Source organism: Butyrivibrio sp. FCS006, assembly GCF_000424525.1.
Lineage (GTDB): Bacteria > Bacillota > Clostridia > Lachnospirales > Lachnospiraceae > Butyrivibrio.
In genome coordinates this window covers 799964-814632 of record NZ_KE384203.1, presented here as the reverse complement: position 1 = coordinate 814632, position 14669 = coordinate 799964, and the positions used below count along the sequence as shown (strand labels likewise).

Below are 14669 nucleotides of genomic sequence, written 5' to 3'. Positions count from 1 at the left end.
GAAAGATTGAACGACTTCACGATCTTGAACAAGAACTTACGGTTTATTCTACAATGATAAGCGGAAAAGTAGTAAAATAGTTGCATGAAGAAACTTGATCGTGCAACTAAATATACGATCCTTATATGCATTGGACTGGTAATATTCAATGTTATCTTTGGTTTTGCCCTTAGCAGAGTGGCAATAAATGCCCTCAGAACGCAGATCAACGAGCGTATGCTGGATATATCCAACACGGCAGCAGCTATGTTAAACGGCGATGAGCTTGCGAAGATAACGGCTGATGACTATGGCTCTCCGGAATATAATAGCGTCATGAAGACCCTCACGTATTTCCAGGATAACATTGAGCTCTCTTACATCTACTGCATTATACAGGTCAGTGAAAAAGAGTTTGTCTTTGGTGTTGACCCTACCATTGAGGATCCGGGGGAATTCGGTTCTCCTATCGTCTATACAGATGCTTTGTACAATGCCAGCAAGGGAACAGCAGGTGTAGATGAAATTCCTTATGCGGATGAATGGGGCGAGTTCTACAGCTCCTATTCACCTGTGTTTGACTCAAAGGGCAATGTGGCAGGTATTGTGGCTGCGGATTTTAGTACTGACTGGTATGATCAAAGGATCAGGCAGCTCTTTTACATTATTGTCGCCTTTATTTCCGCGGCGCTTATTGTCGGTATTTTCTTGGCTGTCATGATCACAGGGCAGTACAACAAATTCTTTATTGCTCTTGTAGATAAGATGAACGATCTTTCAAACGGCATTGAGACTCTGGTAAAAGAGGTTGATTCCAGCGAAGATGACTTTGGATATTTTGCTCTCTCAGATACAGACTCGGATAAGAGCGTGAATGATTCGGTCAAACTCCTTGAGGAGAAGATCGTTATCATGCAGATGAGACTGACGAACCAGATAGAGGTCATCAGATCTCACGCCTACATCGACGTCCTTACTGGAGTAAATAACAGAAACTCTTATATGGAGTATCTGCAGATTCTTGAAGATAAGATAATCAGTAACCCCGAGCTGGTATTTTCGGTAATCGTGTTTGATATCAATCAGCTCAAGATGATCAACGACGACTTTGGTCATGACCAGGGCGATAAGCTTATCATTGAGGTGTCAAAAGAGATTCTTCAGGTATTCGGAGGTAACAGGATATATAGGGTTGGCGGCGATGAATTCGTGGCTATCCTGGATGACCCGGATCCTTCAGAGAAGATACTTAAGGTAAAAGAGCTTTTGACCAACAAGATTTCCATCGGATATGCAACCTATGATCCTAAGATAGACAGGAATTATTCGGATGTATTCCACAGGGCGGATAATGCCATGTATGCAGATAAACAGCAGTTTTACAAGACTCATGAAGATCGCAGAATGAAGAGAAACTGAAAAATTTAAATACCCTTATCCGGGTATTTTTGAGCCCCAGGGACGGAGTCAGGGGCTCATTTTTTTGAGCCCTAGGGACGGAGTCAAGGGCTCATTTATTCCGGGTAAGGGTATTTTTTTGCGCGGTAAAAAGGTTGAATTTGCATAGTGAAAGCAGGTAAATGAATTGCTGTGTATATGAATAATTTATAAAATCTTTAACAAAATATAATAAAGTTTGTCACTATTTGCGTAAATATCCGGGGCGAAAAGGGCATATTTCGTAAATTTGCAGTAATACTGCGGGGGCGTGACGGACTTAGAGGAGGGAAAACGAAATGGGGAACCAGAGAAAAAACGGTCTCGTCAGGGCAATTGCGTTTGCGACAAGTATTTCACTGACAGTTTCAAGCGTATTTGCATATTCGACTGTTAAGTCCTATGCGGCCGAAGAGGCATCTTCCTTAGAGAGCAGCGTAGCAGCTTCTTCAGAAGAAAGCTTAGATGCAGCAAGCGATGCCTCATCAGAAGAGAGCTCGGCAGCAGCTGATGGCTCATCCGAGAGCTCTTTTGACGAAGCGTCAGCAGGCTCGGGAAGCACAAACGAAGATGCAGCGGCAGAAGATGACAGCGAGGAAGAGACAGATGAAGAAACAGACGAAGAAACAGAGGAAGAAGCAGACGCTGCTGACTCCGCTAGTACAGAAGCTACAGATGACGACCTTGCTAAGGAAAAAGCGAAGTCTGCAGTAAGGCTTCTTGGCTTGGCACCTACACCTGCTACAGTTGAGCAGGGCGACGACGGATATGAAAACTTCGTTGAAGATACAGTAGTTGCTGACTTCCTGTTTGGAACAGATAACGGGATCTCATCTGAGAGCGTTTACTCAGAGGAGACGGGATATGGATTTAGCGATGTCGACTTTGATACAGACCCGGTGGGCTGGTCAGGAAATGTTTACTATCCGAGAGTAGCAAATGTTACTGAAGACAGCGCTAGCCATGTAACTGATGAGGACTCATATCTTGGAATCTCAAGCAAGGTTTGGACCGAGACAGAGAGCACAGGCTACGGCGTTTACACATATGAGAACACATCAACCTTTAATGTAGACCTCTACAATGCGGACTACGAGGTCGAGGTTACACTTACAAACCCAACAGATTCAAGCTATTCTGCATACCTCGAGGCAGAGGACATCACACAGGAGAGCGGAATAACAGTCGGAGGCGGATCTTCAGCAACAGTGTCCTTCCAGACAAACCTGGTTGACTCACAGCTGAACCTTAAGTTCCTCGCAGCAAGCTCAGCAACATCAATAAGCGATGCAGGAACAAACAATGTATATGTTTCAGAGGTTAAGATCACAAGACTTAAGACACAGGAAGCAGGCTCAAAGCCAACTCTTTACATCGCTTCCGATTCAACAGTTCAGACCTACGATGCTTACTACTATCCTCAGACAGGATGGGGCCAGGTATTCTCTGACTGGTTCGGTGAGTTTGTTGAAGAGAGAGAAGCTGATGATGCTGACTTCTCACAGGCTCAGGTTTATGAGACAGCAAATGTCATCGTTGAGAACAGAGCCATCGGCGGACGTTCTTCAAGCAGCTTTATCCAGGAGGGTAAGCTCGAAGATATCCTTGAAGATATCAAGCAGGGTGACTACCTCTTTATTCAGTGGGGACACAATGATGCCACCTACTCAAGACCTAACCGTTACGTATCAAGCAGCGACTTTGGCGATTACATCATGCAGTACGTTGACGGAGCTTATCAGAGAGGTGCAACACCTGTACTTGTAACACCTGTTGCAAGATACAGCTACACAGATAACGGCGACGGAACAGTTACCTGGTCAAGCAATTTCGAGGCATACCGTCAGGTTATGATCTCACTTGCCAATGAACACGACATTCCTCTTATCGACCTGACAGCTCGTTCAGGTGACATCTGCGAGGACTTCGGCGCAGAGGGTGCAAAATCTCTTTTCCTGTGCGGAGTAGAAGCAGGGGATTACACAGAAGGTGCATATACAGGCGGATCTTCCGATGCAACTCACCTTCAGTGGTACGGCGCATTCAAGTTCTCTCAGGCGGTAGCTCAGGGAATCCTTGATTTCGCAAACGAAGAAGATAATGATTACGCACTTGGCTTTAACGATCAGCTCGATTCTCTTGCTGAGCTGGTTTCAATAGATGCTTCAACAGAGGCTCCTGAGAAGGTGCTTGACCTTGAGAGCACTTCTGTGGGATCAACAAGCGTTTCACTGTCCTGGACACAGGCAACCGGCGCAGAGATGTACTACATTTACCGCGCAGAGCTTGAGGACGGACAGACAGTAGCTGATGTAGATTTCAGTAATGCAACAAAGTATTCGGTTTCAACGAAGACAAAATATACTGATTCAGGCTGCAACTCAGGAATTACTTATGTTTACGCTGTAGCAGCATGGAACAGCTTCGGAACAGGTGAGCTCTCCGATGTGATCGCAGTATCAACCAAGGAAGCAGGCCTTAAGTTCGACTTTAACTACAATAACTCTCCCACAATGGAGGGATGGACAGGCGTTAACCAGGATCAGGCCTATGATGCAGCTAAGGGCTATGGCTGGATCACAGCTCCAGGAAACGGAAGAAACAGAAATGGCAACGGAAACAAAGATTCTTCTGCTATGGCTGATGACTTCAACCTTGGCGGCGGAGAATTTGCTGTAGATCTTCCAAACGGTTCCTACGAAGTTACAATTTACGCATGTGACCTTCTTCCCGGAACCAGCACTATTAAAGTAGCTTACAATGCAGAAGGAGTGTCTTTTGGCTCAATAGCAACCAAACAGGCTCTCGCAAGCTGCACAGGCACAGTGGCTGTAACTGATGGCCAGCTCAACATCACCGTTGGCGGAACAAATAACTACATCAACGGTATGACGATCACAAGCCTTCTTACAGCTCCTTCAAACCTTACGATCACTGAGCTGAGCTTTACTGCAACAACAGCAAACTTCCTGTTATCCTTCGGAACAGTTGATGATGCAGTGAGCTACACAGTTTACCAGAAGTCAGAGAGCGACGCAGAGTTTAGCGTAGCTAAGACCTTCACAGCACAGGAGCTCCTTGACAGCGAGCTTGACTGCAGAGCAATGGTAGCAGACCTGGGCGAGACCTACAGCTACTACATGACCTGCACAAACTCAGAGGATACAGAGTCACCTGCAAGTAACGTGGTTACACAGTCAATGCTTGATGAGAGCGTAGCAGTTCCTTCAGCTCCTCTTAATCTTGTATGCACAAGCCCTGAGGCAGGACAGACAGAACTTCAGCATTATGTTGACCTTAAGTGGGATGCAAATGCCACAGAAGGGGGCGTTATCAAGTACATCGTTTACCGTTCACAGAAGCCTGAGAGCGACAAGGCATTCAAGGGCTATGAGAAGATAGGCGAGACAAAGAGCCCTGTTTATACAGATGATACAGTTTACACAAACATTCATTATTACTACAAGGTTGCAGCTCTTAACGCAGGCGGACTCAGTGAGATGTCAGTCGGCTGCATCACACCTGTTGCAGGAAACCTGGTGGCAGGCGGACTTGAGCACTACTCATCAAGAGCACTGGTTGCCATCAATCTCGCAGGCGGAGCTGGCGCAGAGACCAAGGTAAGCGCAACAGATGCTGAGGGCAATGAGATCACAAGCGGTGTATACCTTAGCTGGAGAGCATTTGCAGGCGACCTCGATGGTAACGGCAATGTCACAAGCTCTTTTACCGTATATAGAAATGGCGCAGCCATTGCAGAAGGCCTTAAGGTTACCAACTGCGTGGATGAGGGCGGAAGCGCATCCGATACATATACAGTTGTTGGTTCAAACGATGCTTCACTTGGGCTTTCCGCAGTTTCAACAGCAGTTTGGAACAACCAGTATCAGGAGTTCCAACTTAACAGACCTTCAGACCAGACAATGCCTGATGGAACATCAGCATCTTATACAGCTAACGATATGTCAGTGGGCGACCTCAACGGCGATGGCGATCTTGAGCTCATCGTTAAGTGGTATCCGAGCAATGCAAAAGACAATTCGGGCTCAGGCTACACAGGAACAACCTTCCTCGATGCTTATGACATCGACTTTGCAACCGGAAGCGCTACTCTGATGTGGAGGATCGATCTTGGTATCAACATCAGATCCGGTGCGCACTATACACAGTTCCAGGTTTGGGACTATGATGCAGACGGAGCAGCAGAGATCGCTGTTAAGACTGCTGACGGAACAACAACTTACGATGCTAACCTTAATGAGACAGGATTTGTCGGTGCCTGCAGCATGGCAGAGCTTGATACAGCTACTATTTCTACTGAGAATGACTACAGAAATTCTTCAGGATATGTCCTTGATGGACCTGAGTATTTCTCAATGTTCAACGGCGAAGACGGAACTATCATCGACACTGTTGAGTACCTGCCCGGAAGAGGCTCTGTATCTGCATGGGGCGATGGCTATGGAAACAGAGTAGACAGATTCCTCTCAGGAACAGCTTATCTCAACGGAACAACTCCTTTTGCAGTATTCGCAAGAGGTTACTACACAAGAACATGCCTCACAGCATACTACCTTTCAACTGCTGATGACGGCACACAGTCAATCGGTGTTTACTGGCAGTTCGACACATTAAATGCCGGAGCACAGTACGAGGGACAGGGTAACCACGCACTTGCTGTAAACGATGTTGACGGCGACGGATGCGACGAGATCATCTACGGTTCACTTACAGTAGATAATGACGGATCGGTTCTTTACAGCACAGGACTTGGACACGGCGATGCAGAGCACGTTGGTGACTGGATTCCAAGCAGATCCGGACTTGAAGTAATGGATGTGCACGAGCATGACAATGCTGCATACCATGTAGAGATCCACGACGCAGAGACAGGTGAGGTTCTCACAGGTTACTACACAGGAAAAGATACAGGCCGTGGCGTTGCATCAGATATCGACCCGAGATACGAAGGCGCAGAGTACTGGTCAATCGCAAATCCTGCATACACAGGATCTGACGAGCCTTCATGGGATACAAGAACAGCAAACGTATTCTCATCACTTTCAGGAATTTACGACTCATCTGACGCATCAGGAAGTTCAATGATCACCGTCAATGAAGGCGCAACACCTCCAAGTAACTTCTCAATTTACTGGGATGGCGACCTCCTTGCAGAGATGCAGGATCACACCTTTGATTCAGGCGCTTATGCTCCTCTTACAACAACCATTGAGAAGTGGGATTACGAGAACGGCGCAAACGTAAATCTCTTTGAGTCAAGCGAGGTTCTTACAAGTAACGGAACCAAGGGAAATCTCGGACTTGTAGCAGATATCCTCGGCGACTGGAGAGAAGAGATCATCGCAAGATGTTCTGCAGACAGCAGCAGGATCAGAGTATACTCGACTACTATTCAGACTGAATATGTGATTCCATGTCTTTTAACAGACCTTGCTTACAGAGAGGGCGTTGCATGGCAGAACGTTGGATATAACCAGCCTGCACACACAAGCTTCCTTGTATCAAACGGACTTATTACAGCAGGTCTTTTAGCAGGAGAGATTAGTTCTTCATCTGTTGAAGTTCAGTTCACACCTGCAAATGACGGTGCGCTTTACGGACACGAGATCACAGGATATGAGATCTACAGAGCTAAGGCTGATGATGACGGAAATGCCGGTGAGTACGAGCTGATTGCGTCTAAGGATGTTGCTGAGCTTGATCAGGTGGCAAAGAGTGATGACGGCTCAGGTTCAGGTTCGGGCGATGCGGCAGAAGTTACAAAGCCTGTTGATTACAAGTTCGACTTCGGCGCAGGAAATACTCAGGACGGATGGACAGCAGTATCTGCAGCTACAGAGTACAGCGAAGATCTCGGCTATGGATTTAGCGATGTATCTTCAATTTCAAATAAGACTTATGCAGCACTTGAGAGCGAAGAGAGCGATCTTTACTACGACTCAGCTCTTGTATGGATCGCAAACGGAAACTGCGAATTTGTTGTTGATGTTCCAAACGGAAGCTATGAAGTAACACAGTACATCTACAACGGATCAGGTGCTTCCTACCAGAAGCTCACAGCTGAGGGAGTAGAGTTTGCAGACTTCAGACACGGCAATACAGATAAGATCACTTACTCCGAGACACAGACTGTAGAAGTTACGGATGGAAAGCTCAATCTGGTTAACACAGTTACCAAGAACGGCTACTCAGCAATGTACTTCACAGGATTTGAAGTTAAGACAGCAAATTATGATGAGGCACTTGCGAAGTATGAGGCTGCACATAGCGGTGCTCAGGGCGGTTCTGCAAGCGGATCAGGTGTTTCAGCAGATACAGTCTTCAGCTACGTTGATGAGACTGTTGAAGGAAATACAAACTACCTCTACAGAGTTGCAGCGGTAGTTGATGGCAAGACAAGTTACAAGTCACTTCCACTTTCAGTTCTTACAACTGTTTCAATCGCATCAATTGATGCCGATCAGCTCCAGGCACTTCAGAACCAGCAGCTGGTTGAGGACACAGTACTTGCAGATGGTCAGAGCGTTGCAGATCTTCTCAAGGCAAACGTAGGAACCGTTAAGGTAAAAGACTCTGAAGGCAAGACCCAGACTGTATCGGTTAGCTACGAGGCAGATGAGGTTGATATCGAGAACGTTGGTACTTACACTGCTTATGCAAATGTAAGAGGCTATGGTTCAAACCCTGTAGAAGTTACAGTAACCGTTGTTCCAAACAAGGCTACAGGATATGCACAGCTTGATGCAGTTGAGGTTATTGAAGGACAGGAAGCTAAACTGCCTGAGTTCGTTACAGCAACATTCCTCAACGGAACAAGCAAGGATGTGGCAGTAACATGGGATACAGCTTCACTTGATACAGGAGTTGTCGGTGTTTATGAGATCGCAGGAACTGTTGAGAACGATGCAGAGGCTGAGATCACACTTACAGTAAATGTTGTTGCTGACTATGTAGTGGCAGTGGCAGACAGCTTTACAGAGCTTGTTATCGGAGATGCTGATGCTGCTTCTAAGCTACCTGCTACAGTAAGCGCTACATATAAGAGTGGCAGCGTTAAGGATATTCAGGTAGCATGGGACGTTACAGGTATTGATGTAAGTACAGCAGGAACCTACAAGACAACAGGAACCATCGAGGGTAGCGTAATTGTTGCAAACCTCACAGTTACAGTTGATTACCAGGCACTTTACAAGTTTGACTTTGGTATCAAAGCAGGTGTTAGTGCTGATGGATGGACAGAAGTTGTTGTTAATCCTAAGAACGGAACAACAAAGCTTTCAGACCTTGGATCTTTCTACACCGAAGAGAAGGGCTGGGGATTCAGCGATGATGAGCAGTTCACTCAGGGTAGATCAGAAGGATTTACCGTAGAGGGAGCGCTCGATGCAAATGTTTACACAGACTTTGCACTTCCTGCAGGCCAGGAATTCTGGGTTGATGTAAAGAACGGTACATATCAGGTAGAAGTTCTTTCAAACTCAGTATACAAGAGCAATGTAAAGGGAGCAGTTGAGGGCGTAAGCTACAATGTTTCCAATGCAGCAGGAACATACAACTGGGCAGTTCTTACAGATGTAGAAGTTACAGACGGACAGCTTACATTCACATTTGATTCTGCAACAACCAGCAGAATGGGTGCGATTATCATTCGTGAGAAAGAGGTTGTTGTACCTAAGGAAGATCAGGTGATCACAGGAACAACAAGCTACAATGTAAGCCTTGCAAGAAACAACTATGTACTTGATGCAGTAACATCAGGCGACGGAGCACTTACATATGCTTCTTCAAATGAAGAGGTTGTAACAGTTGCTGAGGATGGAACACTCAACCTTGTTTCAACAGGTGATGTCATCATCACAGTTACAGCAGCAGAGACAGATGCTTACAACGAAGCAGTGATGCTTATCAACGTACATGTAAATGCGTACTACGAAGTAGATTCCGAAGGCAACAAGGTCTTTTACAAGAATGGTGACAAGCTGGCGAACGGTTTCGTTACTGAGGCAGAAGGAACCTACTATGTGAAGAAGGGCGTTGCACAGACAGGTCTTATGACTGACCGCCTGACCCTGTATTACTTCAGCGAAGATGCCGACGACCTCGGCGTAATGCAGACCGGATTTGTGACAGTAAAGGGCAAGACCTACTACTTCGGCGAAAACGGTAAGGCAGTAAGAGGCTGGTTTAACGTAGACGGCGCTCAGTACTATGCAAACCTTGATTACACAATTCACGACGGATTCCTCATCGGACTCCTGGCAACTTATTACTTCGATCCTCAGACCCACGCGATGGTCAAGGGCTTTAAGACCATCAATGTAAGAGGTGAAGAAATCCTGTACCACTTCGATGAGAAGACCGGCAAAGCAACCACCGGATGGTTTACAGTTGACGGAGTTCAGTACTTCGCCATCGGAGGTGAAGTCCAGAGAGGTATCGTATGGATACTCCTGAAGGTCTACCACTTCGATGAAACCACAGGCGCACTAATAGCACAAAGATCCATCTTCGGCAGATGGTAATCCTTCCAGCTCCCCACTCCGGTGGGGAGCTTTTTTGAGCCCTAGGGACGGAGTCAGTGGCTCATTTCTGAGCCCCGGGGACGGAGTCAAGGGCTCATTTCTGACCCCTGGGGACGGAGTCAAGGGCTCATTTTTCTGTGAAGACAGACACGGAAGTAATATAATGGAAGCATGGAATACTTCTGGATGCAGCAGGACGATATACCGCCGGAAATGGGCTATCCGCTCTTTGGAGCCGCTCATCTCATCAGCGTCGCGGTAACTTTGTCGCTGGTAGCAATTGCATTATTCGTTCTCAGAAAGAAGAGTGGCCGGGTGCAGAGAAGAGTGCTGAAGGCCATTCCCCTTGTCATGCTCGTTCTGGAAGTGGCAAAAGACCTTTTTCTCCACTCAATACATAAATTCGGCCTGGGCTATCTTCCTCTCCACGTCTGCAGTATCGGCATCTTCGTATTTCTTTTACGAGAGTTTCTGCCCCTAAAACGGGCCAAAGCCTACTTCGGCGAAGTCGCATATGCCCTGATCATGCCGGCATCACTCGTTGCCCTGATCTTCGCCGATTGGACCATCTATTACCCTGTCCTGAACTTCATAAACCTTCACAGTTACCTCTGGCACGGCCTGCTGGTGCTGTATCCGGCGCTTCTATTTATGTCAAAAGAGATATCCCCGTCCATCAGGCATATCCAATGGGTTCTGCTGTTTCTGTGCCTTGTCGTACCGCCAATCTACCTCTTCGATAAGCACTTTAACTGCAACTACTTCTTCGTGAACTGGCCAATCCCCAATAGCCCGCTATCTTGGCTGGCATCATTCATGGGAAACCCGGGCTACCTCATCGGCTACGCAATCCTGACTATCCTTGTTCTTCTCCTTGTCTACAAAATGACCCCTCGACTCCGTCCCTAGGGCTCACAAATGATCCCTTGACTCCGTCCCTAGGGCTCAAAAAAATCATATTTCGTTAATCTGTATTTAATAATTTGTTGATATGATATTAAGTGTAATATTATGCGCAAATTATGACCGAGGTCGATATGGATAAACACATTCTCCGGATCTATACCCTGTTCCTGGCAGTGGCATGCATCATTGTAGCAGTGTATGCCTTTAATGGTGGTGCGCAGAACCGGATCAGCATGTACCCAAAAGACACTAAAGTCGTGCTGACTCCGATCACCGACAGCATAGACGAAACAGGCACACGCGTGCTTACATTTGATACCTCCGAGATCATTGCAGCCGGAGGATGCCTTTCTTTTACATCCGGATTCAATGATGTCCGGGTCTATTCACGCGAATCCATTATTTATGAGAGCATCGGCGTCCGCTCGACGTTCCTGCGCTCCAACGGAAATGCCTGGCATTTTGTTCGCGTGCCCGATGTAGATGCTACTCTGACCGTCAAACTCAAATCCGTATATGACAGCTATGCCCCGACGATAACGTCGGAATTCACGGCGGGAGATTACTATAACCTCAGGTCGTCACTCATAGCTGGCTCCACACCCGTACTCATTACTTCAATACTGGATGTGCTCTTTGGACTTATCATGATCGCATATTCCTATATTATTTGGCGCATTACTCCCGGAAAACCCAGGATCGTCTATATCGGCTTAACAGCTGTCCTGATAGGTCTTTGGTCCGCAGGAGAGACCAACGCCATGGTTGTCCTTCTGAACAATCGCGCGCTGGCAGGAGTCTTCGCCTTCCTGATCCTTATCTTTATCCCCGTGCCTTATGTCATGTACATCCGCGCCGTTTTATGGAAAAATGATAAATTCATTTACAGGATCCCAATCTGCCTCTCACTTCTTGATTTCGTAGTGGTAATGGTCCTTGCCCTCACCGGCGTCATGGACCTCAAGCAGTCGGTCATCGTAACCCACCTGACCTGGGCAATCTCCATCATCTATGTAGTTGCAGCTGCCATAATCACGCTGATGAACCACAAAAAAGAAAAAGACAGCATGGCCATTTTCAACGCCGCCTCGATGCTGGTCCTCATCGCCGTCGCGGGCCTTGAGATCGCTTATTACTGGACCGGCGTGCGCATCCAGAACGACGTCTGGGGGCGTGTCCTGATCCTTGGCTACATAGTCCTACTCGCTAACAGAAACATCATCGATTCCCTGAAAGACATCGAGAAAGGCAGAAGGGCAGAGTACTACAAGAAGCTCGCCAACACTGACCCCATAACCGGTCTTGCCAACAGGACCGCGTTCAACCACGACTTAAAGAAGCTTTCCGGGGAAAAGAGTTATAGCATTATCTCCATGGATCTGAACAACCTGAAGGAAGTCAACGACACCAAAGGACATCTGGCGGGAGACGGATATATCATGAAAGCCGCCGAAATCATCAACAAGGTATTTGGAAAAGATGGCAAGTGCTATCGTGTAGGTGGCGATGAGTTCACCGTTATCATCAAAAAGCCGGAAAGTGACGCTGTTGTCGCTGGCCTCATTCCGCAGATGAACGAAGAAATAAATGCATATAATAACAACAATCCTTCAGAGCCGATCGCAATCGCGCTGGGCTATGAGAGCAGCTCCGAAGAGACGGGCTTTGATTTTAACGATATCCTGCGCCTGGCAGACGTAAAGATGTACGAGAACAAGCGCTGGCTGAAGGCAAAAGAATAGTCTTTCACTTTGACTCATTTTAGGCAACTACAGCCACAGAGAAAAATCTGTGGCTGTTTTTTGTTATAATAAACGAAACTACATCAGACAGTGGGAGAAATCTAAGAATGATATACATCGGTTGTCACCTTACAGTAACAAACGGCTATGAAGCCATGGGCCATCAGATGGTCTCTTTTGGCGGCAATACCTTCGCCTGGTTCACCAGAAACCCCAGAGGAGGTAAGACCAAGGAAGCAGACCCGGCAGACGTCGCAGCGCTGTCAGAAATCCTTAGTAAAAAGAGCTTTGGCAAGCTTGTAGCGCACGGCAGCTATACCATGAACCTGTGCTCAGCCAACGCTGACACCAGGGCCAACGGCCTTGAGATGCTGGGAAAAGACCTTGAGAAGATGGAGGCACTTCCCGGACAATATTACAATTTCCACCCCGGCTCACATACAGGACAGGGCGCTGAAGCAGGTATCGAGCAGATCGCCGAGGGCCTGAACAAGGTGCTCTGGCCGGAAATGCACACAACAGTGCTGCTGGAGACCATGGCAGGAAAAGGCTCCGAAGTCGGCAGAAACTTTGAAGAGCTGAAGGCCATCATCGACTGCGTAGAGCTCAAGGACAAGCTCGGCGTTTGCTTTGATACCTGCCACACCTGGGACTCCGGGTACGACATAGTGGGCGACCTTGACGGCGTCCTTACAAAGTTTGACAAGATAATCGGCCTGGACAAGCTGAAGGCCGTTCACTTCAACGACAGCAAAAACCCCTGTGGCGCAGCCAAAGACCGCCACGAGAAGCTCGGCCAGGGCTTCATCGGCATGGAAGGCATGAAGCGCTTTGCAACTCATCCGGCCTTTGAAGGCCTGCCATTTATCCTCGAGACCCCAAACGACGACGAGGGTTACATCCAGGAAATCGCCACAGTACAGAGCTGGTTCGCGTGATGAAATTTGAAGAAAAGAGAAATGGCTGATATATGACACTTAAGGAAGCCTACAAGATCCTGGGCGCCACCAAATCCGACGCCCCCCGGACCATAAAAACCAAATACAAGAAGCTCCTGATCCTGTACCACCCGGACTCAGATCCGCTCGGGGAGAGAGACCCCGAAGACGACGAGAGGATAAGGCAGGTCATTGAAGCTTATAGGAAGATTCGAGAATCAGACGGCGACCCCGGCTACGATCCTTATGAATTTACCTGGGATGCCTTTGAGAACAAAAGAGCTTTTTCCGAGCGCAACATCTACGTCCAGTTCAAGATGTACGACGAAGAGTTGCCTCTTTCCAAGATGGCCTGTGGAAGATTTGTCTGGGACCCTGACATGGAAGAGTTCAGGCTCTTTTCCAAGAGCGTCCTGGAGGCATGCAAGGAAGCAATGACTGATCACGACGTCGCCATGTCGCCTGATTTGGTAAAAGACATTTTCCACCTTATGATGCAGGAATACGTCCTCCCGGCTGACACAGCCCGTAAGCTTGGCAAGAAAATTGGTGAAGACGATGACGCGGAAACGTATGCCTTTACCGGGTTTGTGAAGGGAGAGACTTTGTCTTTTGACGAAGACGAGCTGTACTACGTGGTACTGCCACTCTTAGAAAAACCGCAGATCAAATCGCGCAGAACCGTCATTGGCCGCATGAAAGCTACGATCGAGCTGACAATACCAAAGGGCTACGCAGATAGCCCGGTTTCGAATGGAGAGGGAATACTGGAGAGATTGCAAGGAAAGTGATGGACGGAGGCGAGATTTACTTGATGACACGGCAAAACTGTCTATGACGTGCCGAAGTCGCATTACATCGAGACCATATATGTACGTTGGTTGGAAACGTGATTTCGACCCCCCCCACAACTCACTTCCATATAAAAAATAGTTGGAAATTACAAAAAGGACTTTGGAGGTTCGCGACTAAACTACAAAAAAACTACATCACAAAGTACCGTGGAGCCGGTAGCTGTGATGTAGCCACAACGTTAGCCATCAAATTTTCCAAAAGTAGAGGTTTGTAATTTCCAACTATTTTTTTATATACAAATTTTTGGTATGCATTTGAAAAATCAAATC

General features: G+C 47.2%; 6 protein-coding genes. All 6 read left to right on the top strand.

Annotated features, from left to right (window positions below):
- Window positions 1-84: 84 nt before the first annotated feature.
- The gene (locus G633_RS0110970; protein ID WP_026519952.1) at window positions 85-1398 is read left to right on the top strand and encodes a diguanylate cyclase domain-containing protein; all 1314 of its coding nucleotides are present in this window, start codon (window positions 85-87) and stop codon (window positions 1396-1398) included.
- A 317-nt stretch (window positions 1399-1715) separates the two neighbouring features.
- The gene (locus tag G633_RS19360; protein ID WP_051200123.1) at window positions 1716-9959 is read left to right on the top strand and encodes a rhamnogalacturonan lyase family protein; all 8244 of its coding nucleotides are present in this window, start codon (window positions 1716-1718) and stop codon (window positions 9957-9959) included.
- Window positions 9960-10130: 171 nt separating this feature from the next.
- Window positions 10131-10868, top strand: a complete 738-nt coding sequence (locus G633_RS0110960; RefSeq protein WP_026519951.1) for a YwaF family protein — start codon at window positions 10131-10133, stop codon at window positions 10866-10868.
- A 128-nt stretch (window positions 10869-10996) separates the two neighbouring features.
- Window positions 10997-12607: a sensor domain-containing diguanylate cyclase gene (locus G633_RS0110955; protein ID WP_026519950.1), complete on the top strand. Its 1611-nt coding sequence runs from the start codon at window positions 10997-10999 to the stop codon at window positions 12605-12607.
- A 107-nt stretch (window positions 12608-12714) separates the two neighbouring features.
- Window positions 12715-13545, top strand: coding sequence for a deoxyribonuclease IV (locus G633_RS0110950; RefSeq protein ID WP_026519949.1), 831 nt, complete (start codon window positions 12715-12717; stop codon window positions 13543-13545).
- A 32-nt stretch (window positions 13546-13577) separates the two neighbouring features.
- On the top strand, window positions 13578-14336 hold the full coding sequence (locus G633_RS0110945; protein ID WP_026519948.1) for a J domain-containing protein: 759 nt from the start codon (window positions 13578-13580) through the stop codon (window positions 14334-14336).
- Window positions 14337-14669 lie beyond the last annotated feature (333 nt).

Bases quoted from the DNA above. Each gene is read 5' to 3' on its own strand.
- G633_RS0110970 (WP_026519952.1), top strand. From the start codon at position 85: ATGAAGAAACTTGATCGTGCAACTAAATATACGATCCTTATATGCATT.
- G633_RS19360 (WP_051200123.1), top strand. From the start codon at position 1,716: ATGGGGAACCAGAGAAAAAACGGTCTCGTCAGGGCAATTGCGTTTGCG.
- G633_RS0110960 (WP_026519951.1), top strand. From the start codon at position 10,131: ATGGAATACTTCTGGATGCAGCAGGACGATATACCGCCGGAAATGGGC.
- G633_RS0110955 (WP_026519950.1), top strand. From the start codon at position 10,997: ATGGATAAACACATTCTCCGGATCTATACCCTGTTCCTGGCAGTGGCA.
- G633_RS0110950 (WP_026519949.1), top strand. From the start codon at position 12,715: ATGATATACATCGGTTGTCACCTTACAGTAACAAACGGCTATGAAGCC.
- G633_RS0110945 (WP_026519948.1), top strand. From the start codon at position 13,578: ATGACACTTAAGGAAGCCTACAAGATCCTGGGCGCCACCAAATCCGAC.